The organism is Rhizobium sp. 05N49, from assembly GCF_056396805.1.
The window spans coordinates 22,384-46,002 of sequence record NZ_JBFTME010000031.1 but is presented as its reverse complement, the minus strand read 5'-3'; the positions used below and the strand labels follow the sequence as shown (position 1 = coordinate 46,002).

General features: G+C 60.9%; 18 protein-coding genes and 1 pseudogene. 7 read left to right on the top strand and 12 right to left on the bottom strand.

The window, feature by feature from the left end; genetic code table 11:
• Positions 1 to 220: 220 nt before the first annotated feature.
• Together AC1DF8_RS33765 and AC1DF8_RS33760 are read right to left on the bottom strand one after the other, a co-directional pair.
• Entirely contained in the window at positions 221 to 595 is a 375-nt protein-coding gene (locus tag AC1DF8_RS33765; RefSeq protein ID WP_478157089.1) for an HIT family protein, read from the bottom strand.
• 293 nt (positions 596 to 888) lie between these two features.
• The gene (locus AC1DF8_RS33760; RefSeq protein ID WP_478157087.1) at positions 889 to 1,011 is read right to left on the bottom strand and encodes a hypothetical protein; all 123 of its coding nucleotides are present in this window, start codon (positions 1,009 to 1,011) and stop codon (positions 889 to 891) included.
• Between AC1DF8_RS33760 and AC1DF8_RS33755 the strand changes: the two genes are divergently transcribed.
• The 4 genes and pseudogenes from AC1DF8_RS33755 (at position 1,004) to AC1DF8_RS33740 (ending at position 4,056) form a co-directional block, all read left to right on the top strand.
• Positions 1,004 to 1,252, top strand: a complete 249-nt coding sequence (locus tag AC1DF8_RS33755; RefSeq protein WP_478157085.1) for a hypothetical protein — start codon at positions 1,004 to 1,006, stop codon at positions 1,250 to 1,252. The two genes, AC1DF8_RS33760 and AC1DF8_RS33755, sit on opposite strands and share 8 nt — an antisense overlap.
• A 7-nt stretch (positions 1,253 to 1,259) precedes the next feature.
• Positions 1,260 to 1,483: pseudogene (locus AC1DF8_RS33750) on the top strand (IS66 family transposase); the annotation flags it as partial.
• A gap of 117 nt (positions 1,484 to 1,600) precedes the next feature.
• Positions 1,601 to 3,436: a PAS domain S-box protein gene (locus AC1DF8_RS33745; protein WP_478157083.1), complete on the top strand. Its 1,836-nt coding sequence runs from the start codon at positions 1,601 to 1,603 to the stop codon at positions 3,434 to 3,436.
• A gap of 173 nt (positions 3,437 to 3,609) precedes the next feature.
• Positions 3,610 to 4,056, top strand: coding sequence for a DUF2721 domain-containing protein (locus AC1DF8_RS33740; RefSeq protein WP_113116331.1), 447 nt, complete (start codon positions 3,610 to 3,612; stop codon positions 4,054 to 4,056).
• 434 nt (positions 4,057 to 4,490) lie between these two features.
• Here AC1DF8_RS33740 and AC1DF8_RS33735 read toward each other — a convergent pair whose 3' ends face one another.
• Both AC1DF8_RS33735 and AC1DF8_RS33730 read right to left on the bottom strand, forming a co-directional pair.
• A complete protein-coding gene (locus AC1DF8_RS33735; protein WP_478157081.1) occupies positions 4,491 to 4,964 on the bottom strand; it encodes an NUDIX domain-containing protein in 474 nt (157 codons plus the stop codon).
• Positions 4,965 to 5,058: 94 nt separating this feature from the next.
• Positions 5,059 to 5,448, bottom strand: coding sequence for a nuclear transport factor 2 family protein (locus tag AC1DF8_RS33730; RefSeq protein WP_478157079.1), 390 nt, complete (start codon positions 5,446 to 5,448; stop codon positions 5,059 to 5,061).
• 612 nt (positions 5,449 to 6,060) lie between these two features.
• Here AC1DF8_RS33730 and AC1DF8_RS33725 point away from each other — a divergent pair.
• A complete protein-coding gene (locus AC1DF8_RS33725) occupies positions 6,061 to 7,272 on the top strand; it encodes a serine hydrolase domain-containing protein (RefSeq protein ID WP_478157077.1) in 1,212 nt (403 codons plus the stop codon).
• A 285-nt stretch (positions 7,273 to 7,557) separates the two neighbouring features.
• On the opposite strand, the gene AC1DF8_RS33720 is transcribed toward AC1DF8_RS33725, so the two are convergent.
• The 3 genes from AC1DF8_RS33720 to AC1DF8_RS33710 all read right to left on the bottom strand — a co-directional run bounded on the left by AC1DF8_RS33720 (position 7,558) and on the right by AC1DF8_RS33710 (position 9,828).
• Positions 7,558 to 8,052 carry a hypothetical protein gene (locus tag AC1DF8_RS33720; RefSeq protein WP_478157075.1) on the bottom strand — a complete coding sequence of 165 codons (495 nt, stop codon included), beginning with the start codon at positions 8,050 to 8,052 and terminating at the stop codon, positions 7,558 to 7,560.
• A gap of 153 nt (positions 8,053 to 8,205) precedes the next feature.
• Entirely contained in the window at positions 8,206 to 8,904 is a 699-nt protein-coding gene (locus AC1DF8_RS33715) for an HAD family hydrolase (protein WP_478157073.1), read from the bottom strand.
• A gap of 225 nt (positions 8,905 to 9,129) precedes the next feature.
• Positions 9,130 to 9,828: an SDR family NAD(P)-dependent oxidoreductase gene (locus tag AC1DF8_RS33710; protein ID WP_478157071.1), complete on the bottom strand. Its 699-nt coding sequence runs from the start codon at positions 9,826 to 9,828 to the stop codon at positions 9,130 to 9,132.
• A gap of 140 nt (positions 9,829 to 9,968) precedes the next feature.
• Between AC1DF8_RS33710 and AC1DF8_RS33705 the strand changes: the two genes are divergently transcribed.
• Positions 9,969 to 10,865 carry a LysR family transcriptional regulator gene (locus tag AC1DF8_RS33705; protein WP_478157069.1) on the top strand — a complete coding sequence of 299 codons (897 nt, stop codon included), beginning with the start codon at positions 9,969 to 9,971 and terminating at the stop codon, positions 10,863 to 10,865.
• A gap of 321 nt (positions 10,866 to 11,186) precedes the next feature.
• Positions 11,187 to 12,296, top strand: coding sequence for a sulfite oxidase (locus AC1DF8_RS33700; protein ID WP_478157067.1), 1,110 nt, complete (start codon positions 11,187 to 11,189; stop codon positions 12,294 to 12,296).
• A gap of 332 nt (positions 12,297 to 12,628) precedes the next feature.
• Here AC1DF8_RS33700 and AC1DF8_RS33695 read toward each other — a convergent pair whose 3' ends face one another.
• The 5 genes from AC1DF8_RS33695 to AC1DF8_RS33675 form a co-directional block, all read right to left on the bottom strand.
• Positions 12,629 to 14,080, bottom strand: coding sequence for an HlyD family type I secretion periplasmic adaptor subunit (locus AC1DF8_RS33695; protein ID WP_478157065.1), 1,452 nt, complete (start codon positions 14,078 to 14,080; stop codon positions 12,629 to 12,631).
• Complete coding sequence (locus tag AC1DF8_RS33690; RefSeq protein ID WP_018114924.1) at positions 14,077 to 16,221, bottom strand: peptidase domain-containing ABC transporter; 2,145 nt, start codon at positions 16,219 to 16,221, stop codon at positions 14,077 to 14,079. Before AC1DF8_RS33690 ends, AC1DF8_RS33695 begins: the two co-directional genes overlap by 4 nt.
• A gap of 40 nt (positions 16,222 to 16,261) precedes the next feature.
• Positions 16,262 to 16,570 (bottom strand): hypothetical protein, encoded by a 309-nt coding sequence (locus AC1DF8_RS33685; protein WP_018114923.1) that lies wholly within the window; start codon positions 16,568 to 16,570, stop codon positions 16,262 to 16,264.
• Positions 16,571 to 16,619: 49 nt separating this feature from the next.
• Entirely contained in the window at positions 16,620 to 17,852 is a 1,233-nt protein-coding gene (locus AC1DF8_RS33680; protein WP_113117879.1) for a CobW family GTP-binding protein, read from the bottom strand.
• 120 nt (positions 17,853 to 17,972) lie between these two features.
• Positions 17,973 to 23,282 carry a DUF4082 domain-containing protein gene (locus AC1DF8_RS33675; protein ID WP_478157062.1) on the bottom strand — a complete coding sequence of 1,770 codons (5,310 nt, stop codon included), beginning with the start codon at positions 23,280 to 23,282 and terminating at the stop codon, positions 17,973 to 17,975.
• Positions 23,283 to 23,619: the final 337 nt, after the last annotated feature.

Here is a 23,619-nt window from a genome sequence, read left to right as displayed (position 1 = left end):
GTCCGCATGCCGGTCTCCTGCTCTTTCAATATGCCGATGATCTGCTCGTCTGTGAACCGTGAATGCTTCATTCCGTCCGTCTCCTTGATACGACGGACTCTACCAAAATCTGGAGGAAGTTCAGGGTCTCAGGTCAAAGCCTATCGAGCGCGCCGAACAAATCGGAAAACATTTCTCCGCTTGTGGCGCGAAGCGGACGAGGGCCATCCTCCAGATATGATCATGATGGCTTTAACGCTGCGTGCAGTCCTCTGCCGGCGCTTTCTTCATACCTGAAGCGCGCTATTACATGCATGTGAGCGTGGAAGACTTCTTGGCCTGCCGCCGAGCCGACATTCCAACCAATGGTATAGCCGTCAGGCGATGTAGAGGACAGATGTTCTTTTGCGTCATTCAGTATCCCACCAATCGATGACCACTCTTGCGTGGTCATTTCAAAGGGAGTTTCGACATGCCGCTCAGGCACGACTATCGCCTGTGCTGGTCTCGCGGGATCGATGCTGCCAAGGAGGTAGAAGCTTTCCGATATCGCCAAAGGCTTATCGATGAGGAGATTATTGGATCGGCAAAATCGGCAGTGTGGCGAAGAGGACATTTCGAAACGGTTCCCAGAGAAAATCGTGCATGTGCGCGTCGATTGTATAGCTTCTGCAACGGTTGCCTATCCGATGGGCGCTCCGCGCACCACAGAAACCAGCTGACAAATGTCCGCTTCTGGAATTCCCGCCTCCCCCAGCCAATCGAGGCTCTCTTCCCGCCCACTTTCCTCGTGTCGAGGAGATCGTCGATCCGGAACGCCTGATCTCAACGCTGCCTACTCAGACCCGAAGTCCCCTTCTGGCACCCTAAATCCCGGAAGCTGTCCGTCTCCTTTCGGCCCCGAAGCGGTCATTCCCGAACGCCAACGACACCGGCCAGGAAACTGCCACCTGCCATTACATAGCTGCCTTGCATCATCGGAAGTATCCGTTTGCCCAAGATGAGATCATAAGGCGCGTAGCTGATGTACATGAAAGTCTCCAAGATGGATTGGATCCCCGTAGTCTTCGTTATCTTCAAGGTTCTCGCGTTGGGAATGGCCATGTTCTTCGCCATCAAGTGGCATTACGACCGAGGAGAAAAGGGCGAGAGGCGAGCGGCACTGCGCACGGGCGGCACGATGGTCGCAATGTTTGCGCTGGCGCTGCTGGGCACGGGGCTCGTCGCCTTCGTCCTTGGCGGGATGCTTGGCCTGGACTTGAGCCTCCCCTGATCGCGTCAACAGTGTCGGGAGAACGACAAGACCGATAGCACTCGATCGGAAGAATGCTCTCTTCGCCGGGCACGATGCAAGAGCGGAGAACCGGGCGATCATCGCAGGCTCAACGCTGGCGATCCTTTCTCCTGCCTGTCCGCTACACTCACCGCTATCGTCAACGGCCACAGGCAGAGCCAGATCGACGTGCCGATGCCGTGGAATTATCCGCGGCGGACAAGCGGCTGAAACCTGCTTTCGCCCAGACCGGACGTCGGCTTTGAAATAGCCGATCTACCATCGAGTTGTGTGATAAGTTGTGGCCTATCGACTTCGTGAGCGATGTCCTGCGCGAGGAGCTTGGCTGTGGCTGATGCACGAGAACTGGAGCGCCTCCTCTCGGACGCCAGGGCCGAGATCGACGTCTTGCGGCAGAGCGAGGCGAAGTTTCGTGCGGCGTTTGAAACCATGATCGAAGCCTGCTGCGTCTTCGACATGATCTACGACAACTTCGGCAGGCCTATTGATTGGAGGATCATAGAGGCCAATGCCGGGTACGAACAGCAGAGCGGATTGAAGGATGTTGCAGGCAGGTTGGCCAGTGAATTCATGCCTGGAACGGAGCCATACTGGATTGAAATGTTTGKCAGGGTGGTTGAGACCGGAGTAGCCGAGCAGATTGAAAAGTGGCACCAGCCCACCGGACGATGGGTTCACAGCTCCACCGCACGCGTCGGCGGCTCTGGAAGCAGGCGCCTGGTCAGCGTCTTCTATGACATCACCGAACGCAAACGCGCCGAGATCGCCCTGCGTGAAAGCGAAAACAGGTTTCAGCAGTTTGCCAATGCGTCCTCATCCGGCCTTTGGATCAGAGACGCAGAAACCTTGAGAATGGAATTCGTCAGCCCCTCCATCGCGACGATCTATGGCACCGAACCGGACGCGCTCCTCGGCGACATCAAATACTGGGCCGCGATGGTCCTGCCCGAGGATCGGGAGACCGCAGGCCATCACATAGAGCAGGCCTGTCATGGTGACCCTGCTATTCACGAGTTCCGCATTCGGCGAGACGACGGTTCATTCCGCTGGATCAGGGACACGGATTTCCCCCTCTTTGACGAGAACGGCAATGTGCAGCGCGTTGGCGGCATCGCGGAAGATGTCACCGAAACAAAGATGGCCGTCGAGCACCAGGGCGTCCTGCTGCATGAACTGCAGCATAGGGTGCGCAACATCATGGCGGTGATCCGCTCCATGGCCGTCAGGTCTGCGGATGGCGCTGCGGATGTGGAAGACTACAAGACGTCCCTTGCTGGACGTCTTCTGGCCCTGGCTCGGGTCCAGACCCTCCTCACGCGCCAGGCCAATGCGGGCGGATGGATGCGTGACATCCTCGAAAGCGAAATCGGGGCACAAGCGCACTCCGAAAATCAGTATGAACTGACAGGCCCCGACATCATGCTATCCCCCAAGGCCGTGGAAGTTCTAACCCTGGCCTTCCATGAACTATCGACCAACGCCCTGAAATACGGCGCGCTCTCGGTCAGCAGGGGAAAGGTGACTGTCACCTGGACCCTTTTCGAAAAGCGGGAAAAAACCTGGATCGCAATCGACTGGGTCGAAGAAGGCGCGCCATCGCGTGCCCCGCCGACCCGCCGCGGCTTCGGCTCGGAGCTCATCGAGGCCAGGATTCCCTACGAACTCCGGGGCACTGGAAAGACCACGATCGAGCCCGAGGGCGCCAGATGTCATATCGAGTTTCCGCTTCGCGAAGCTGAGAGCATTCTGGAAACCGATGCGCCCGTACCGACGCGGCTATATGGAGGAACTGTCGATATGACCGGAGCACCTGATCTGAGCGGCAAGACGATCCTCGTCGTGGAAGACGACTATTATGTTGCGTCGGACACTGCCGCTGCTCTGCGCGGCGCGGGCGCGGTCGTTCTTGGACCCTCCCCCACAGCGGAGGACGCAGCACATCTGCTCGAACATGAGACCCCGACCTCGGTCGTTCTCGACCTGAATCTCGGCGGCGGGGGCCCGAAGTTCGAAATCGCGCATCGATTGCTGGAGCGCGGCATACCGTTCATCTTTCTCACGGGATACGATCCGGACGTGATCCCCGATGACCTCGCCAATATCAAGCGCCTGCAAAAACCGATTGCGCTGCGCGAAGTCGTGGAAGCGGTCAGCAGGCTCTGATGCCCCAAGGCGGATGACCGCAACCGGCGCAAGGCGGCCAACCCTGAATCTCGGCTGTCGGCCCAATGCCGACCTCAGGTGAGCCTTTCAGAGTTCGCTTTTTCGATTTGCCTTGGTGGAAGCACCCATCGTATGGATTTCCTGTTGCAGCATCGAATTGATACGGAATCCATATGGACACCCCGCCGATCATAGTCGACTACGCTCAGGTAATCCAAACCTCGCTTGCCCCGGTATTCCTGCTCGCTGGTACAGCGGCGTTTGTCGGAATCTACGTCACCCGTCTAGGGCGCGTGTCGGACAGGCTGAACGAGGCAACGGACACTCACCTCCCACGAGAGAACCGGTTGCATCAGCTCGTCTATCTGCGAAGCCGGACTTTGATCCTCGAGGCCGCGGTCATACTTGGCGTTGTCGCCGGCATTTGTACCTGTTGCGCAATCCTCAACCTTCTTTCGGGCGCGCTGGCAATCCGGCTCCGGCCAGAAAATCTCGTGTGGTTCTTTGGTGGCGCGATCGTTTCCCTGATGTCTTCGCTGGCAGCCTTTCTGTTCGAACTCATCGTGTCGGGCCACAGCATGCTGCGACAGATCAGGATGGATCGAGATCGGGGTAGCTGAGGCATTCCGCAAGGACGCGTGCTGAAGAAACGCTTGTTGATAGAGAGCTTCTGTATCGAAGATCAGCCCGTCCATGTCGAAGATCACGGCGGCGGGGATGTGAGGCAGCGTCATCGTTTGTCCATGCATGTATTTTCCTGCGTCGCAGTCATAAGCAAAAGCCGTGAAGGTTGGTTCATTCTTTTTCGATCTGGCGCTCGATCTTCGGCCGCGGCCAGGCGGCGCTCCAGCTCGTCATCGTGCTTGAGCTATCCATGATGAAACGGCTCCTCTGACTAACGGAGGATGTCTGCTTTCAGGAGAAAGCACAACTGCACGAAACGGCCGCAATGAGGTCGAGGGATGCCGACGCCTGATCTGCAACCGAATGACCGCTTCTGGCGCAAAGCGGCCGACTGTCGATGTCGGCTGTCGGCCCGAAGCGGTCATGAGGACTAGTCTGGCAGTTGAACAATATGGCGTTTAGTCATGTAGCTTCCGTCCGCCACAGCATCCCCCACGGCTACTGGCCTCACGTCTGCTTGTCCGAACTGAGACAACGGTATCCACACTTGCTTCAGGTGTGCTTCTCGGCTTTCGATGTCACGCCTATCCAGCTTTACGGAGTAATAGTGTTCCGCTTGCTGGATAAGGTTGCCCTTATATCGAAAGTAATTTTCGACGCAGAAAAGGTACTGCGCCTCAACCACGCTCGCATTTGTTTCCTCTTCGAATTCCGCTCGAAGACGTGTCTCAAAGGTGTCTCCGACCTCATACTCGCCGCCAATGAATGCGTAGCAAGAATGGGTGTCGTCTGCGGGTTGCTGGACGAGGACAGCATCGTCAGCAATAACGATACCAGCGATCCTAATCCTCGGAATATTGCGGGATGCAACCGCCTGAAGGAAGTGGTCTTGCTTGAACTCCATCGGGCCCTCTCCACGCGTTAAGACGTCAAAATACCGATATCACCTATGACCGCAAATGACGCTGAGCGGCAGACGGCTCTCGGGTCCAATCCGGTCATTCTTGCGGGATAGGCGTTCCCTGATGAAAAACCATCTGCCAACGGCCCGAACTCAGTTTCCAGATCGAGCTACGCAGCGTTTCGAAGCTTTTAGACGTTTCGTCTGCAACGCGAATACTTCGATAAGTCACCAAGACCACGTCGCTTGAGAGCGAGGTGACAGAGAAGTCGGCTACCTGCGGCACAATGGTTGTTCCCGACGAGCCTTCGCTCGCGAGTGCATCGACCGTGATCTGCTTGTTATAGACCCGCCCCGATTTCCCGAATTCAAAAAACTCATCGGCCAGAAGGTCCGAGACCTGTTGGGGCGACATCCTCGTATCGGGACGATGGAGGCTAGTTTCCAAGCGGTAGAAAAGATCAGCGTCGGGTTTTGTGAATGACATGAAAGCTCCGACCATGGGTGTCACAGCACGATGATACACAGATACATCGACGGTTCGATGTCCGCCAAGGGCGCAAAGCGGCCAACCCTAAATGTCGGCTGTCGGACCTAACCTAACGTTAGGGTCAATCCTCCCGGCGCCTCGTCATGACACCGACTTCGGTAAATGTAAAACGGACGTTGGCGCGATCAGCCGAGCCGCTTGTCGTTATGGTGATATGTCCCGTTCGTGAAGTCGACGGCATGAAAGTGTCGAATTCCACCCGTCGTGAATCATGTGAGACGTTCGAAATTGCGTATTGCTCGCCATCGAGATAGTCCTTCGCGCCCACCGATAGTTGGCCGTCTCGCATCTGTATTCGATATTCCGACCTCGCATCGTCTTCGTCGGAGCGCCAAACCCCGAGCAATGCGCCGGGCACGTCGCCACATTCAATTTGTCATTGCCTGCGGGAGGTCGAGAATTCCTCCCGATTGACCGCCCCTCGGTTGTCGTGTCTATTGGTCACCAGCATCCCGGCCCATAGCGTTTTGCCAGCTGGGCCAGTATTTTATTCCCGATCTGTCATGTTCATTTCAAGAATGGCTAACTTCCCGGAGGGGCGGCGCGATCATGGAACTGGCTAGATGTCGAGGACTCGCCGCAGCAATCGTCCTTTTTGCCACGGGCACGGCGTTTGCCGGCGAAACGCCCACGCAAACCCAGCGCGTACAGAAAGCGCTGGACGCCTGGCTCGCGGAACGCTCACCACTCGAGGGTGTCACCGGCATCGCCGCCTATGTCAGCCTTGGCGCATCAGGTCCGAACATCGAAGCCTTTGCAGGCAAGACCGGAAGAGCCGATGACGATCCGCCGGTAGACCAGAATACCCTCTTCGCCATGGGTAGCACGTCGAAGTCTTTCGCTGCCGCGGTGATCCTGAAACTGGAAGCCCAAGGGCTCCTCTCCATCGATGACACGGTCGGAAAGTGGTTGCCGCAATATCCCGCCTGGCGCAGCGTCAGCATCCGCCGCCTTCTCGATATGACCAGTGGTATCCCGAATTATTCTGAGACCGAATTCATTTCGCGCAGCTGGGTAGAGCAGCCGAAACGCGACTTGACCGCGGAAGAACTGATCGCCGCGGCATATCCCAACGGCAGCAACAACCTGCCGGTGACCGAAGGGTACCACTACTCCAACACCAACTACATTCTCGCCGGCCTGATCGCAGCCAAGGCGACGGGCAAACCCTATCAGGAGCTTGTCCGTGAACTGGTGATCCAGCAGCACGGCCTCCACTCCACCTTCTACTCTCCGGGGGCCTACCCACCGGACGTGATCGCCCGGCTGGCGCACGGCTATTTCGAAAACACCGCTTGCGCCGAATACCAGCCGCCCGACTGCAAGGAAAGTTGGAACAAGCCGATGATCGGTCGCGACGTGCGTGAAGACAGCACCTCCTGGGCTCAGGCCGCGGGCGGCGCTATCTCCAACGCGCGCGATGTTACCCGCTGGATGCGCGCCGTATTCGAAGGCCGTGTGGTGCCGCCGAAGCAACAGGCCGAATGGATGTCGATGGTTTCGACCAAGACAGGTGAACCGATCACGCAGGTCAGCGAGGAGCATCCTCAGGGCTTTGCCCTCGGCCTCGTGCAGGGCATGATACCGGGCGGCCCGGCCTGGTTCTATCAGGGCATGACCCTGGGCTATCGCACTCTGTATGTGTGGTACGAGAAGGATGGCATTCTGATCACCGTGCAGACCAACAGCCAGCCGAACGACGACGCAAACAAGCTTTCCGAGGCCGTCGAAGCAATTCATTCAGCGATCAAGACGCAATAGACAATTGGTCTCGATAAGGTTGGACGGCCGAATTGGCCCGAAGGCAATCGATGCTCGCTTGAGAACACAGATTCCGTCCCGGAGGCAATCGATCTTGCGACGCCGGGCGCGGCCACGCGCGCTCGCTGATCAGCCCCACGACATATGCGCACGCGCCTCGGCTGTTGTTCGTGCCGCCTTCGCGACCGCCCCGTTATGACCGCTTATGGCGCAAAGCGGCCAACCCTGAATGTCGGCTGTCGGCCAAAGCGGACGTTTCGCAGCAAAGGCGGTCAGTGACGGTGCCTAAAACGATCCGGCGGATCTCATGCGGGTGCAGAGTTCGACTGAGGGGAGTTTCACAATGGATGAAACGGTCTGCGCAAAACCGTACTTATCGTTCAGCTCGGCCAACTGTGCTTCGGTCGGCTTAGGTTCCAAGTAGACATCTGTGAATTTGGCTGAACCGTCTGGGCTGAAGGTGAGCACCATCGTCAGCGAGGATGAAGAAAGGGCTCGCACAACCAAAACGTCATTCGGGCGCGGAATGAGAGCGAGCTTGTCTAATATCTCTCGGACCGTTCCATTCTCATGGTAAAACAGTCCGCCATCTTCGAACCGCCAATGGGGTCCTCTGCAATTTTCGCCGTAGACATATAGATCCGCTGCCTCAAGTCGCTCCACATTCTCGCGGTCCAGGTCATCAGAGCATGATGTGAGAAGGCATGAAAGCAGGACCACCGATAGGAATGAGGAACGGCGACCGTTTTCGATGGTTTGCAACGGGAGTTCAGTCGGCAAGGTCAAGCATCCTCAACGTATGGTAGCTCACCATCGCATCGAGTTGTAAACGGTTGCTCCAGTTTGTTTGCTTAAGGGCAGATTAACGGCTGCTTCTGGCGCAAAGCGGCCAACCCTAAATGTCGGCTGTCGCCCAAAGCCGCCGCAATCCCTTCACGCCACAGTACGATCAGCCGAGGCCGCGAGGATGAGCTCGCAGACGGCGTTGAGGTCGCCGACAATACCGGTGCAGAGGGATTGGATTTCCGGCGTTGGGTGAAGGAGGTCGGGGACCATGAAGGTCATCATTCCGGCCGCCGAGGCAGAGCGAACGCCATTGTGGGAATCTTCCAGCGCGAGGCAAAGGGCGGGATTGACGCCCAGTCTCTTCGCGGCAGTCAGGAACGGATCGGGCATGGGTTTGCTTGCCGCATAGTCTCCGTATGCAATGACCGCATCGAAACGGCCTTCCAGACCATGAGCCGAAAGATGGCTCCGGACGGTAGAGTGGGACGACGACGTTGCGATACCTCGCGGCAGTTCGAGCTGATCGAGGACATCGAGGAGTTCGAGGACGCCGGGTTTCAGCCGGAGTTCGCTCGCCGCCAGCGCCGTGAAATGGGCCGTCACCGCTTCCCCATATTGATCAACCGGGAAATCCGGTCCCATCTGCTCCAGGATCAGAAGTCTGTTGCTGGCCCAGGGTACCCCTATCGTGCCCTGGATCAGCGTTATCGGCAGATTGAGCCCCTCGGCGCCTGACGCCGCGAGAAACGCTTGTTGATAGAGAGCTTCCGTATCGAAGATCAGCCCGTCCATGTCGAAGATCACGGCGGCGGGGATGTGAGGCAGCGTCATCGTTTGTCCATGCATGTATTTTCCTGCGTCGTAGTCATAAGCAAAAGCCGTGAAGGTTGGATCATTCTTTTTCGATCTGGCGGGAAATAATGCGTATAGCGCGGTACCCTGGGCACTTTGTCAAACGCCCAATCGGCGGTTCGCCTTCCGAACGACACGGTTGGGCCGCTGTCGGCCCTCAGTGGTCATCTCCAGATGGACGTGATTTCCAGCGGCCGGAACGGCCCCGTTTGGCCTCGCCTAGCGACCGGCGCTCTGGCCACCGTCGACATGCAGGATTTCACCGGTGACGAACTCGGCCGAATCCAGGAACACGACGGCGCTTGCGACCTCGCTTGCTTCACCCATGCGGCCCAGGGGGTGGAAAGTGCCCAGCATTTCGTGATGTTCTTCAGGATGCATCGGTGTCTTGGTAACACCCGGCGCGACGGCGTTCACACGGATGCCCTTCTTGGCATACTCGATCGCCAGCACGCGCGTGACAGCATTCAGGCCACCCTTGGTAAGCGCCGCCAGCGCCATGTGGCCGCCGCTGATACCGTTGTCGATGCTGCCGGTGATATTCAACACATGGCCGCTCGAATGCTTCTCCATTTCGGCGATGGCCAGCTTGGTGATGTGGAAGAAGCCAGCCATGTTCACATTCATGACGGCATTGTAGTCTTCGATGCTGTTTTCGGTGAATGGCTTGCCGATGAAGATCCCGGCGTTGTTCACCAGAGTGTCGACGCGGCCAAATCGTGCGACAGCCTCTGAAATGACGCGCTTGGCGGTTGCGGGATCACCGATATCTCCAGCGACAGTCACGATGTTTGGATCTTCCGACGGCTCGATCGTTCGCGAGGTTGCAACAATGCGGTAGTCGAGCTTCCGGAACGCCTTGACGATTTCAGCGCCAATGCCCTGCGAAGCGCCAGTGACGATAACAACTTTAGTCATGATCTTGTCTTTCCGTAAAATATCCTCGGTGCGGTTGCGCATGGCATGCGGTCGGACCGTGTTGAAGCCGACATATTGTTTGTTTCGCCGCCCGTGATAAGGAATCCCGATTCAAAAGCACCTTTCGGGAAACGCGAGAAATGGATACGATCGACGCGTTGCGCCTTTTCGTTGGCATTGCCGAGACGGGCAGCCTGTCCGCAGCGGCTCGTCACGCGTCAGTGGCTACCTCTACAGTCACGGTCGCGCTGCAGCAGCTCGAGGAACGGGCTGGCGTGAGCCTCGTCACCCGCTCCACAAGGCGCTTGTCCTTCACCCACGAGGGACGGCAATTCCTTGCGGACTCGCGACGCATCCTGGCCGACTGGGATGCAGCGATCGTAGGTGCGCGTGGCGGGCTATTGAGCGGACCGATCAAGATCACCGCCCCGCAGGAATTTAGCCAGCTCGGACTGGCGCTGATGGTCGATCGGTTCCTTCTCGAACATCCGGCTGTAAAGATCACACTGCATTTCGCGGACGACGTCGTCGAATTGGTCGGCAACGATATCGATGTCGCCCTGCGCTTCGGCCCTTTGAATGACTCGAGCCTGATGGCGCGTTTGCTGCTGCGAGGCAGCAGAGTCGTGTGCGCATCGCCGGCCTACTGGAATGAGCGAGGCGTTCCTCGCAAGCCGGATGATCTCACGGAGCACAACTGCCTTGTGCACGCACGCCCCGACGCTGCCTCCGCCGCCTGGCCTTTCCTGGTGGAAGGCAAGCCGATATCGGTCCGCGTTCAGGGAGATCGCGTTGCCAACGACAGCGGCGCCCTCCGCGATTGGGCACTCGCGGGACGCGGCGTAATCAGGAGGGGAGCCCTGGGTATCCGGAAGGAATTGAGTACCGGCCAGCTTGTAACCGCGCTTGATGTATTTTCAGTCGGGGACGCGAACCTGTATGCCGTCACGACAGGACAATTGCGCAACCAGCGCGTCATCGCATTCATCGATTTTCTCGAACAACAGCTTCTTGCTGCCTATCCGGCCGTACGCTGATGACTTGCGTGGATTGATTTCCGCGCGCTCACAGTTCGGCGGGGCGATACGCCTCCGAATACCGGCCGATTCCCGCTTTGACGGCGAACTTGTCACCAACGATCGAGAACCCGAATATATCCGCTTCTGGCGCAAGGCGGCCAAGACCGCCGCCGGCCCCTTTGCTGCCATTCGAAGTCGATCCGAGCAACGTGCGGCATGTGCTAGGATGCCGCACGAATCCGAAATACGACAGACGCGCTGCGAGGGGCAGTGTTATCGTAGCGGAATTCGCGCGACCGAGAGCCGACGTTGTGTTCTTCAAAGGGGAAGACGAGGAAGATGCCGACAGCACAGCAACCCAGTCTGATAGTTCGACAGAAATCACCTGAAAACATCGAGTTTCCGTTTGCGTCGCTCTCCGATTGGCTGATCCCGGCCGAACTGTTCTTCGTGCGGAACCATTTCCCGTCGCCGGACCTCGATGCGCGAGACTGGAGATTGCGCATTGACGGGGCGGTGGAGCGGCCGATCGAACTTGACCTCGAAAGCATCAAGGCGATGCGGAGCACGAGTTTGACCGCCGTCGTAGAATGCGCAGGCAACGGGCGCGTCTACTATGAGCCCCCGAGGGAGGGCTTGCAGTGGCAGAACGGAGCCGTCGGCAATGCCGCCTGGACAGGTGTTCTTCTGCGCGAGATCTTGGAGATGGCGGGCGTCAAGCAAACCGCATGTGAGGTTCTGCTCACAGGCGCCGACAGAGGCGTCGTCGACGCGAACAAGAAAACGGCTTCTCCCGGCCCCATCGCGTTTGCGCGCAGTCTGCCGCTTGAGAAGGCCATGGCCGACAGCACGATCCTTGCCTATTCGATGAACGAACGGCCGCTGACGCGCGATCACGGCTATCCGCTGCGCGCGGTCGTGGGCGGCTGGTTCGGCATGGCCTGGGTCAAGTGGATCACGCATATCACGGTTGTGGAGCGACCCTTCCTTGGCTACTGGCAGGCGCGAGACTATTTCCGTTGGGAGCGCGGCCTCGGGGAACCCACGCTGGTCCCGCTTGCGCAGATGGAGGTCAAATCGCAGATCGCGCGTCCCGTACAGGGGGCGCATCTCGTCGCCGGCCAACCGCACCGGATTTTCGGAGCCGCCTGGAGCGGAGAGGCTCCTATCCGGCAGGTGCAGGTCTGCACCGGAGATGGCAGGGGCTGGCGCGAGGCAAGGCTCCTCGAAACAGAACGTCCCTTTGCATGGCGCTTGTGGGAGTACATGTGGACCCCTGAAGACGTGGGGCAATATACACTGCGGTCTCGCGCGACCGATGCGGCGGGGTGCGTGCAGCCCGACGTCCAGCGTTCCGACTGCGAGAGCTACGTGGCCAATTGGATCATTCCGGTGAAGGTTACGGTCGTTCCCGAGCCGAAGACCTACGAAGAGGAATTCGTGATCTGATCGCCCGGCTTGGGGGAATGGCGGCTCTTGGCGCAACTGCGACCCGGTTGTCACTCGAGTTCGCTTTGGACGCCGACGCCCGCCTCAAATTCCCCTCATCCCTGTGCTCGTCACAGGGATGAGGGAGGGTGGGGCAACGCCTCGTCCCTCCTGCAACGTTGGAGATCCGGAAGGCGGTGCGGCAGATTTTGCCTTTTCCGCGGGGCCGAAGGACGGTCGATACCCGCCCCTTACCCCCAAAAACAGGTTTGGGGGCAGCGCCGTGAGCGGCGGCGCGCCCCCATCCCATGGCGTGTGCAGGAGGCCCCTCGCCTGCACCGCCGGCGGACCTCTCAGTTTGGTTCGCGGATCGCGTCATCCAGCCCGCGCAGGAGCGGGTAGAGGAAATAGGACATCACCGTCCGGTTCCCGACCTTGATTTCCGTCGAGACGGTCATGCCCGGCAGCAGCCGCACCGGCACGTCGGAGACGTTCAGCCTGGTATCGGCAAGCAGGATGCGCGCCTTGAAGAAGGGTGCGGCCGGCGGCTGGGCGGTGGTGGCGTTCGGGTCCTGCTGCTGGCCGGTCACGAACGTGTCCTGGCTGATCGTGCGCACTTCGCCCGAGGCCGTGCCGTATTTCTGGAAGGGATAGGCATCGAGCTTGATGCGGGCTTCCTTGCCGACGGCGATGCGGCCGATGTCGCGGGTGTTGATCGAGACTTCCGCTTCGAGCGGCACGTTGATCGGCACGAGTGTGACGACCGGCTCGGCCTCGCGCACGACGGAGCCGACCGAGCGTTGCGCCAGATCGAGCACCACGGCGTCTGCCGGCGCGGTCAGCGCCACCATGTTGCGGCGCAGCTCCATCTTCTTCTGTTCCTCGCCGGCCATGTCGCGCTGGCTGCGCAGGTCGACGAGCTGCTCCATTGCGGCGCGGCGGAAATCCTCGACGAAGGCCTGGCGGTCGGCGCGCAGTTTCGCATAGGCATGGGCCGCTTCGTCGGCCTTGCCGCGCACGGCGGTGATATCGGCCTCGACATCGAGGCGGGCGTCGCGCGAGCCGAGCATGGTGAGCAGCGAGCCGCTTTCCTTGTCATAGAGCTTCTTTCGCGTCGCCTCGATCTGCGCGAGGTTGTCGCGCCGGTCGTTCAGCACGGCCTCCTGATTGCGGTTTGCCGCAATCACTGACGATTGTCCGGCGATCTGCTGGTCGAAATTCTGCAGCTGCGCCATGTAGAAGGCCCGCCGCTGTCCGAAGAGCTGCACCTGCAGCTGCTCGTCCGGCGTATTGCCGGCGATGACAGAATAATCCTCGCTGGTCAGCTCCGCCTCCAGGCGCTTCACCTGGGCGTCGAGGGCGGAAAACTTCGCCTTCAGCTGCCCGACATCGGCCTGGCTGAAGGTGGCGTCGAGCGTTGCCAGCGTCTGGCCGGCATGCACCACCTCGCCGGCCTTCACGTCGATCGTGCGGATGATCGAGGTTTCGAGCGGCTGCACGACGATGGTCGGCTGCGTGGTGACGAGCTTGCCGGGTGCAATCACCACCTCGTCGATGGAGGAGACGGAAGCCCAGGTGATGGCTGCGGCAAGCAGTGCGGTGACGCAATAGAGCGTCATGCGGGCAACGCGCGGCGGCGCGCGTTCTTCCAGTTCGACGGCATCGGACTGGAACTCCGCAATGACAGGCGGCAGCGGCGGCCGGGCGACAAGCGCCCCGCCCTTGCCGGGCCGGCCCTGTTCCGGTGGTCCCTTCTCGGAAGGGACAGGCATGTTTTCGTCGGATTTTCTGACATGGGCGTTCATGCGACCTGCCTCATCTGCTGGGCCCAGAGATGGCGGTAGGTCATGCAGCGCGACACGAGCTGATCGTGCCGGCCGATATCGGCGACCTTGCCGCGATCGATGACGAGAATGGCGTCGGCATCGACAAGCGTCGAAAGCCGGTGCGAGACGATGATGACCGTGCGCCCGGCAGCGATGCGGCTGAGATTGTCACGGATGATCGCCTCGCTGTCCGGGTCGAGCGCGCTTGTCGCCTCATCGAAGATCAAGAGCTTCGGATCGGTGATCAGCGCCCGCGCGATTGCCAACCGCTGCTTCTGGCCACCGGAGAGGTTGGCGGCATTTTCCTCCAGCATCGTGTCGAAGCCGCGCGGCAGGCGCTCGATGAACTCTTCCGCACCGGCGATGCGGGCGACCTGCATGATCTCCTCGATACTGGCATCGGGCTTGGCGGCGGCGATATTGTCGCGCACCGAGCCGCGGAACAGGAAATTGTCCTGCAGCACGACGCCAATGCTGGTTCTCAGGTGTACGAGGTCGATCTCGCGGCTGTCGTAACCATCCATGCGCACCAGCCCCTCCTGGCTCTGGTAGAGCCCCTGGATGAGCCTGGTGATCGTGGTCTTGCCCGAACCGCTCTTGCCGACCACGCCGAAGACGCAGCCTGCCGGAATGGCGAAGGAGACATTGTCGAGCGCAGGTGCCGCATCCGGCGCATAGCGGAAGCTGACGCGGTCGAATTCGATGCGGCCATGCAGATGCGGCCTGACCCCGCGCCCGCGTCCCGCCTGCTCCGGCCTCTGGTTCATGATTTCGCCGAGCATGCGCACGGAAAGCGCCACTTCCTGATATTCATGCACCATGGTGACGATCTGCACGAGAGGCCCCGAAACGCGGCCGGCGAGCATGTTGAAGGCAACGAGCGCACCGATCGTCATCGTACCAGAGAAGACGTCGAGAGCGCCGAGACCGATGATTGCGACACTCATCAGCTTTTCGAGAAGCCCCGTCAGCGACTGGGCGATGGTGGAGATCTTCTCGACGCGGAAACGCACGGAGATCGACTGGGCCGAATAATCGTCCCACACCTTGCGCTGGCGCGGCTCYAGCGCCAGCGACTTGACGGTGCGCATCCCATGCACTGTTTCCACCAGCAATGCCTGCCGGTCGCCCTCGGCCTGATAGAGCGCCTTCAGGCGGCGCTGGAACGGGCCGACGAGCATCATCACCACGAGGCCGACAAGGGCTGCGAAACCGAGCACTACGAGTGTCAGCTTGACGCTGTAGAGAAGCAGGATCGGCACGAAGACGAAGAGCGACACACCGTCGAGAAGCGTCAGGAACAGGCGGCCGGTCAGGAATTCACGGATACGCCCCGTCTGCTGCATATGCTTGACGAGAACGCCGGCCGAAGCCTGCTCGAAAAGCGCGATCGGCAGGTTGAGCAGATGGCCGAAGGTGCGGGTGGCGACGCGGATGTCGATCCTGTTCGTGGCGTAGAGCAGCAGGTAGCGGCGCAGGAAGCTGAAGGTCGCGTCGAAGATCAGCGCGATCCCGATACCGACGGTCAGGACGGTCAGCGTCGCATAGCTCTGGTGCACCAGCACCTTGTCGATGACGAGCTGGAAGAACATCGGCGTCATCAGCCCGAGCCCGTAGAGCACGAAGGCTGCGAGCGCGACATCGCGGAAGAAGCTGCGCTGCTTGATGATTTCTGGCACGAACCAGCGGAAGCCGAAGGGCCGGTCCTCATCCGACATGCGATAGTTGCGCTTGAGCAGGATCACCGAACCGAGCCAGGCCTTGGCGAACTGCTCTTCGCTGAGCATCATCACCTCGGCGCGTGACGCCAGCGGGTCGAGAACCCGGATCCGCTCGTCCTCGCCCTCCCCGATAGCGCCGGCGATGACCACCCAGTTGCCGTTGGTCAGTTCCGCAAGCACGGGAAAAGCCTCGCCGAGCTGGAACAGGCCGCGCCAGGTGAGATCGAGATGCTTTGCCCTCAGGCCCGCATCCTTGGCCATGCGCAACAGCTGCCGCACGGCGACGGGATCGTTGCCGACGGCATAATCGTGCTGCAGCCGCTCGGGCGCAAGATCGACGCCGTGATGGCGCGCGACGAGCGCAAGACAATGCAGGTTGGTATGCAGAAATCCACTCATGGCCCACCCGAAACAAAAGAGACCGAGGCTCTACTCGCTGTCAGTTGAAGTTCGGCGAGGCGTTCGAAGCGCCGGCCTGCGTCGCCTGGATATCGGCCGCCGCAGCAGCGGACATGTCGCCGATGCGGCGAACCGCGCCCGCTTCGACGAGGCCGCCAAGCGCCTTCTGCATGAGATCGACCGCATTGGCGAAGGCGTCGACCGGCATGATGATGCGCTGGCGGAAGACCGGCTTCGGATTGTTGTTGGCATCGCGGTCGGTCGCCGACAGCGACATCAGGTCGATGCGCACGATCGTGCCGGTGATGGTGATTTCGCCGATGCCGTCTGCATAAAGTTCGTTGCTCATTGTTCTCTCTCCCTCTGGTTGACGTCAAAACTGTTGGCCGGAAGCGGCTTCACACCTTTCGGCCCGTTGCATGCATATCGTGCTGCCAGGCCGGAAACGGATCGCAAAGGCCGATGGCGCTCTCCGGGTCGAAACCCGTCTCCTCCCCGGTCAGGCAATCGTCGAGTGCCGCGCGGATCGCCGCCTCGTCGAAGCCGGAGCCGATGAAGACCAGCTCCTGGCGGCGGTCGCCCCAGACCTCGTCCCAATGCCTCTCGATCAGCTGGCGGAATTGCGGATGGCGCGGCCACTGCGCCTGCGGCACCGAGGCCCACCAGAAGCCTCTGGTCCCGATCCGGCATTGCGTGCCGGCAATCGACAAGAGGCCGATCTCGTCCGGCCGCGTCGCCAGCCAGAAATGCCCCTTCGCCCTGATGATGCCGGCAAGCGGCGCTTCGAGCACGCGGGCAAGCCGCGCCGGATCGAAGGGCCTGCGGCTGCGATAGACGAAGCTCGAAATGCCGTATTCCTCGGTCTCCGGCACATGGCTGCCCCAGCCGAAGAGCTCCTTGTGCCAGAGCGGATGGCGGGCAGCCTTGGCCTCGCTGAAAAGGCCGGTATCCATGATCGCGGAAAGCGGCAGCTGGCCGAAGACAGCCTCGATGACGCGCGCATCCGGATTGAGCGCCGCGATCACCCGGCGAACCTCTGCAAGCGAGGCGCAGGGCACGTCGCCTGCCTTGTTGATGACGACGACATCGGCAAATTCGATCTGCTCGACCAGGAGCTCGACGAGCTTGCGCTCGTCATCGCCGTCGCGCCGCTCGCCGCGATCGGCAAGGAACTCGGCGCTCTGGTAATCGGCGAGAAGATTGACCGCGTCGACGACGCAGACCATCGTGTCGAGCCGGGCCACGTCGCAAAGGGCCGCCCCGCTCTCGTCACGGAAGGAAAAGGTGGCTGCGACCGGCAGCGGCTCGGCAATGCCCGTGCCCTCGATCAGCAGGTAGTCGAAACGGCCGGCGCTCGCCAGCCGCCGCACCTCGCTCAGGAGATCGTCACGCAGAGTGCAACAGATGCACCCGTTGGTGAGCTCCACGAGCGTCTCGTCCGTGCGCGAAAGGTCTGCACCCCCTTCGCGCACGAGATCCGCATCGATGTTGACCTCGCTCATATCGTTGACGATGACAGCAACGCGACGACCCTCACGATTACTCAATACATGATTGAGGACAGTCGTCTTGCCGGCGCCGAGAAACCCGGCGAGGACGGTAACCGGCAATCTGTTGTCTGTACGCATCATCGATATTACTCGTTACACAGGCTTGGTCTGACATCCTCGCGACGTCTGGAGCGCGCACCGCGCTCCAATTGTATTCACGCAATTCCAGCAAAACCGCTGCGCGCTTTTGCTGGAATTGCTTTACGCCGCGAGTTGCGGTTTGAATCCCACATCCACATAGTAGTTCGTGCTGTTGTAGCTGTTCGTCGGGAACAGCCCGCCCGAACCATAGGCATAGACGCCGTTATTGCCCGATGGCGCCTTCAGGTCGCCGTTGGTCACGTCGCTGCCGAAGTAATTGCCGGTCGCCGAATAGTTGCCATTGGTCGAGTAGGAAACGACGTAGGTCGTGTCCGCCTGGATGGCGATCTGCTGCGTGAGCTGCGCGGTCTGCCAGCCGCTCGCCGTCTCGTTGTTGAAGGTGACGCTGCCGAGCAGAGTGCCGGACGCCGTCCACAGGTAGCCATTGTGCGAGCCCGTATTGTCCGCACCCTTGTAGAAGCGGATGGAGGTGATCCAGCCGGCGGTATCGGCCTGGAATTTCATGCCGAGATTGACCTGCTGGTTGTCGTTGACGGAGACGACCGCAGGCGTCGCATTGGCGGCAAAGAGGTTCTGTTCCGGTCCTGCGGCCGGGTTGTTGACATTGAGTGCGACCTGCGCCGAGGACGTGCCGCCCTTGCCGTCCGATATCGCGTAGTTGAAGCTTGCCGGCCCCGTGTAACCTGCCGTCGGCGTGAAGGTCACCGTCTGGGCCTGGGCATTCCAGCTGACCGAGCCGTTGACCGCACCGCTGACGCCGGTGATCGTGAGCGCATCGCCGTCGGCATCGCTGTCGTTTGCAAGCAGCGCCGAGGCCTGGATGGTGACGGGCGTGCCGGTGCTGGTGGTGAAGCCGCTGTCATTGGCGGCAACCGGCACCGTGTTCTGCGCACCCTGCTTGTAGAGCACGTCCACCCAGTAATTGGTGGCATTGTAGGACGAGGTCGGGAACAGGCTGCCGCTGCCATAGGCATAGACGCCGTTGCCGCCGCTGATCGAACTTGCCGGCGCCGTCAGTGCCCCGCTCGTATGATCCGTCGTGAAGTAGTTTGCGGTCGCCGAATAGAAGCCGTTGGAATGGTAGCTCGCCACATAGGTCGTGCCGGCCGTGACATTGATCGGCTGCGAGAAGGAAACCGTCTGCCAGCCGCTCGCCGTCTCGTTGATGAAGCTTGCCTGGGCGAGAAGCTGGCCGCTCGCCGTCCAGAGCGAGGCGACATGCGTGCCGGTATCCTGGGCGCTCTTGTAATAGGTGAGCCCTGTGATCTGGCCATTGGCCGAGGCGATGAACTTGACGCCGAGCTCGACCGAATTGGGATCGTTGGCGGCGGTTACACCCGACGTATCGGCGCCGGTAAACAGGCTCGTCGTCCCACTGTCGGGCTGCGAATTGACCGTGAGGTTGACAGTGGCGGAAGACGTGCCGCCATGCCCGTCCGAGATCGAATAGGTGAAGCTTGCGACGCCCGTATAGCCCGAGTTTGGCGTGAAGGTGACGCTGTTCGTCTGGCTGTTGAAGATGACCGTGCCGTTCACACCGCCGCTGGCGCCGGTGATCGAGAGCGGATCGCCATCGGCGTCGGTGTCGTTGGCAAGCAGGCTTGCCGCGGCGATCGACAGCGCGGTGTTGGAATAGGTCGTATAGCCATTGTCGTTGGCGGCGACCGGCGCCGAATTTGATGTCGACTGGTTGAAGACGACATCCACCCAGTAGTTCGAGGACTGGTAGCTCGATGTCGGGAATGTCGTGCCCGATCCGTAGGAATAGACGCCGTTGGCGCCCCCAAGGCCCGTCAGCGCGCCATTCGTATGGGCGGTGCTGAAATAGCCCGATGTCGCCACATAGCTGCCGGTCGTGTGGTAGGAGGCGACATAGGTCGTGCCTGCCGTGATCTGCAGCGGGTTGGAGAAGGTCGCGGTCTGCCAGCCGGAGGCCGATCCATCCCCAAAGGTCACCGTCGCAAGCAGCGTGCCGTTCGCCGACCAGATCGAGCCGGTATGCGGCCCGGTATCGCCGGATGCCTTGTAAAAGCGGATGCCCGTGATCGTGCCGCTTGCCGAGGCCGAGAACTTCATGCCGAGTTCCAGCGCCGAGTTTTCCTGGACGCTGCCGCCCGTCGGCCCCTCATTGGCGGTAAACAGGCTCTGGCCGGCCGGACCCGGATCGACCGTGAGGCTGACATTGGCCTGGTCCGTGCCGCCGCGCCCGTCCGACAGCGTATAGGTGAAGCTTGCCGGGCCGGCATAATTGGCAGCCGGCGTGAAGGTGATGGTGCCGGCCTGCTTGTTGAGGGAGACCGTGCCGTTGAGTGCATTGCCGACGGCGCTGATCGTCAGCGCATCGCCATTGGCATCGGTATCGTTTGCCAGAAGCGTGGCGATCGAGATCGTCAGCGTGCTGTTGCGCGAAATCGTCAGGCCGCTGTCGTCGCCGGCAACCGGCACGCTGTTCGGCCCTCCATCAAAGACCACGTCGACCCAGTAGTTGGACCCGCCGGGGCTGAGGCCCGGGAATGTGCCGGCATTGTCGCTATAGGCATAGACGCCGCCGCCATCGACAACCTTCAGCGAGCCGCTGGCATAGGTGCTGCCGCTGCCGAAATAATTGTCGGTGACGGAGTAGAAGCCGTTGCTGTGATAGGAGGCGACATAGGTCGTGCCCGCCGCGATCTGGACGGGCGAGGAGAACATCACCGTCTGCCAGCCGGAGAGCGATTCATTTGTCGATACGCCTGTTGCCAGCAGCGTCCCGTCGCTGGACCAGAGGCTGACGACATGATCGCCGATATTGTAGAAGCCCTTGTAGAAGCGGATGCCCTGCACGGAACCGGCGGTCGTCGCCTGGAAACGCAGGCCGAGCTCGACCGGATCGCGATCGATCGCGACTTCGGTCGCCGGCTTTTCCGAAAGCGTCCAAAGGCCCTGCGTGGTGGGCAGCTTGACCGTGACCTGCTTGCCGGCCGACGGCGCCTCCAGATTGACGCTGTCGTCGACGGCGCGCGACATGATTGTATAGGTGCCGCTTGCCTGGACGACCCAGTTGAAGCTCCAGCTCTCGCGGCCGGTCGCCTTGAACCAGTGCTGGCCGCCATCGGTGGAGACTTCCACGCCGGCAATGATGCCGCCGCCGAAATCCTGCGCCGTGCCTGTGATCGTCACGTGCTGGCCTTCGAGGAAGGAGGCACCGACGATCGGCGACGAGATCGTCGAGGTCGGCTTCAGCGTGTCGGTCGATTGGGTCGCGAGGATCAGGCTCGCATCGAGCGTGGTCGGCTGGATGCCCATGTCGGCAAACATGTTGACCATCGCCTGCTGCACGTTGCGGTCGGTCGAGGTCGCCGGACCCTGGTGATTGTCGCTGAGGCCCCAGGACCAGAAGACGGTGCCTGCCCCGAAGACCAGCGCGCCGCTTGCCGCCCGGTACATGGTGAGACTGTGGGTGGCGACGGCAGAACCGACCGTTGCGCCGTAATCGCGCAGATAGGTTTCCACCGAGATCGACGAGAGCGACAGGTTGATGAGGCCATCCGGCCGGAAGCCGTTCTCGACATCGGAATCCCACTCGTAGCCGAGCAGGTTCTGCACCAGATTGTAGGTATCGCCCTCGTTGATCTGGGAGACATCCGTATTGCGCCAGAAGCGCAGCTTCGAATAGTCGTAAGGGATCGAGATCGTATCCTGGCGGTAGCTGTCCACCTGGAACATCGTTCCCGTCAGCGAGTTTTCCGGTTCCTGCCCCGGATCGGCATAGCGCGGATCGCGCCAGGTGCCGGTGCCGACATTGCTCGGATCCGAACTCGTGCCCCAGGTCTCCTTGTAGCAGACCATGGTGCGGTAGGCCTGGCCGCTGCCGTCGATGCTGCTTTCCCAGCGAACCTTCCAGTAGCACTCGTTGCCGCTCCAGAAGGCGAGGTTCACACCCGCATCGCGGGCCGCCTCGACATTGGCGCGCTGTTCGGCAGACCAGTATTCGTCATGGCCGACGGAGAGATAGGCATCGTGGTTCAGCAGCAGCGCGCCGTTGCGCGTCGCATCGACGCCGGAGATATAGGAGACGTCGTAGCCGTTCTGCTCCAGCCACGAAATGGCCGAGGATTCGACGCCGAAAATGTAATCGTGGCTGCCGCCGATCGGGCTCGTGTTGGTGATGATCGGGCGGTTGTAGCTGACGGCCGAAGCGCGGCCGATTGCGGTCAGGCCGCAGCTGCAGTTCGGCGGCAGGTAGCCGATCATGTCGGCGGGATCGACGGGCACTTCGCCGTAGTAGAGGCTGGCGCCGCCCCAGGCATTATAGGCCTGCCATGTCGTATCCGAGGTCTGGAAGACGATATTGCTGGTCGAGGCGTCGTCGCGCACGACGAAGGGTATGATGCTCGCATCCTCGACACCGTCCTCGCGCACCAGCTTGGCGAAATAGACGCCCGAGACGAAATCGGAAGGGATCTGCCAGCTGGCCGACACCGACCAGTTGCCGCAATCGATGAGGCCGAGCGACATGTCGACGATCGGATGCGGCTGGATCTGCGCCGTGGTCAGCTGCTGCTCGATCGAGTCGACCTTGCGCGCGCCGGCCCCGCCGTAATAGCCCATGCGGTAGATATCGATGCGGTAATGGGTGGAATCCGTCGCGATCTTGAAATCGACCGTTCCGCCGATATTGGTGCTGATTTCGGTGGCAAAGCCCTGGATGGTGCCGTTGCCGTCACCCTCGATGCCCCATTCGCTGATGGGGTTGCCCTGCTTCATGTTCTCGAGCGCGATCTTGTTGAGCGTCGGAGCTGCGGCAGCCGCCGGCGCAGGGGCTGCGAGCGCCGCCGAGCCTACGGGGGTCTCGGCCGAAACGCTCTCGCTCGGCTGCACCGAGATGGAGGCTATCGAGGTCTGAAGCTGTATCGACCTCGCGCCGGAACCGGCGGCAGGATCGGTCGGAGACGTGGTCGGGCCTGACGTGCCGGCATCGCCGGTAACGCCCGTCAACACGGGCGCCAGCGGCAGCGTCGCGGCCTCCTGGTACGGGTCCGGGCCGAGCACGGTGCGCTCTGTTGTCGTGGTTGTCGTCTGCAGCGCCGGCAGGAGCGATGCCGTCTTGGTCGACGTGTCCTGCGCGCCGCCATCGCCTGAAGGCGCTGATATTGCCGTCGGCGGTATCGAGGCAGTCTGCATGCCACCCAAGGAGATCGACGCAGAAGGCTGCGTGATACTGCCTGTGAAGGAGGACGGGACGACGGCGCCGCCCGGATCGGTAAAGCTGCCCTGATTGGCAAAACTTAGGGAACCATCGGTACTCGTTGATGATACGACAGTCGCGGTTCCCAGCACTGCGCTCCAGGCTGACGGTACACGACAGATACTCAACGCTCCACCATATATGCTCAGGTACTCAAGACTACTAACCCGAATTCTCCGCATATGCGGCGTCCCCTTTCCCGTCCACCAGCCTCCTGGACCTGCCCCTCAACCGGCCCCACGAAGCAGTATTTCAAGACACCCATTCTGGCAGTTTTCGCGCCGGACCGTACGACAGCAATCAGGGGTATGCGGGTGGTGCCTCCCTACGTCCATATGATGATGCTTGCGCATGCTCGCGGGGCTTGGCGACGGGTCTGCCTCGCGCAGGACAGGTTCGGAAAAGCTGTTACGCGGGCAACGGGATGGCGGTGGGGACGGCGGTGATGCCAAGGAGACGGCGCCTACATTTTCCGAGGTGCCGTGCAGCCCCCTCATCCGGCCCTTCGGGCCACCTTCT

Bases quoted from the DNA above. Each gene is read 5' to 3' on its own strand.
- AC1DF8_RS33765 (WP_478157089.1), bottom strand. From the start codon at position 595: ATGTCCTCTTCGCCACACTGCCGATTTTGCCGATCCAATAATCTCCTC.
- AC1DF8_RS33755 (WP_478157085.1), top strand. From the start codon at position 1,004: ATGTACATGAAAGTCTCCAAGATGGATTGGATCCCCGTAGTCTTCGTT.
- AC1DF8_RS33760 (WP_478157087.1), bottom strand. From the start codon at position 1,011: ATGTACATCAGCTACGCGCCTTATGATCTCATCTTGGGCAAACGGATA.
- AC1DF8_RS33740 (WP_113116331.1), top strand. From the start codon at position 3,610: ATGGACACCCCGCCGATCATAGTCGACTACGCTCAGGTAATCCAAACC.
- AC1DF8_RS33735 (WP_478157081.1), bottom strand. From the start codon at position 4,964: ATGGAGTTCAAGCAAGACCACTTCCTTCAGGCGGTTGCATCCCGCAAT.
- AC1DF8_RS33730 (WP_478157079.1), bottom strand. From the start codon at position 5,448: ATGTCATTCACAAAACCCGACGCTGATCTTTTCTACCGCTTGGAAACT.
- AC1DF8_RS33725 (WP_478157077.1), top strand. From the start codon at position 6,061: ATGGAACTGGCTAGATGTCGAGGACTCGCCGCAGCAATCGTCCTTTTT.
- AC1DF8_RS33715 (WP_478157073.1), bottom strand. From the start codon at position 8,904: ATGCATGGACAAACGATGACGCTGCCTCACATCCCCGCCGCCGTGATC.
- AC1DF8_RS33710 (WP_478157071.1), bottom strand. From the start codon at position 9,828: ATGACTAAAGTTGTTATCGTCACTGGCGCTTCGCAGGGCATTGGCGCT.
- AC1DF8_RS33705 (WP_478157069.1), top strand. From the start codon at position 9,969: ATGGATACGATCGACGCGTTGCGCCTTTTCGTTGGCATTGCCGAGACG.
- AC1DF8_RS33700 (WP_478157067.1), top strand. From the start codon at position 11,187: ATGCCGACAGCACAGCAACCCAGTCTGATAGTTCGACAGAAATCACCT.
- AC1DF8_RS33695 (WP_478157065.1), bottom strand. From the start codon at position 14,080: ATGAACGCCCATGTCAGAAAATCCGACGAAAACATGCCTGTCCCTTCC.
- AC1DF8_RS33685 (WP_018114923.1), bottom strand. From the start codon at position 16,570: ATGAGCAACGAACTTTATGCAGACGGCATCGGCGAAATCACCATCACC.
- AC1DF8_RS33680 (WP_113117879.1), bottom strand. From the start codon at position 17,852: ATGATGCGTACAGACAACAGATTGCCGGTTACCGTCCTCGCCGGGTTT.
- AC1DF8_RS33675 (WP_478157062.1), bottom strand. From the start codon at position 23,282: ATGCGGAGAATTCGGGTTAGTAGTCTTGAGTACCTGAGCATATATGGT.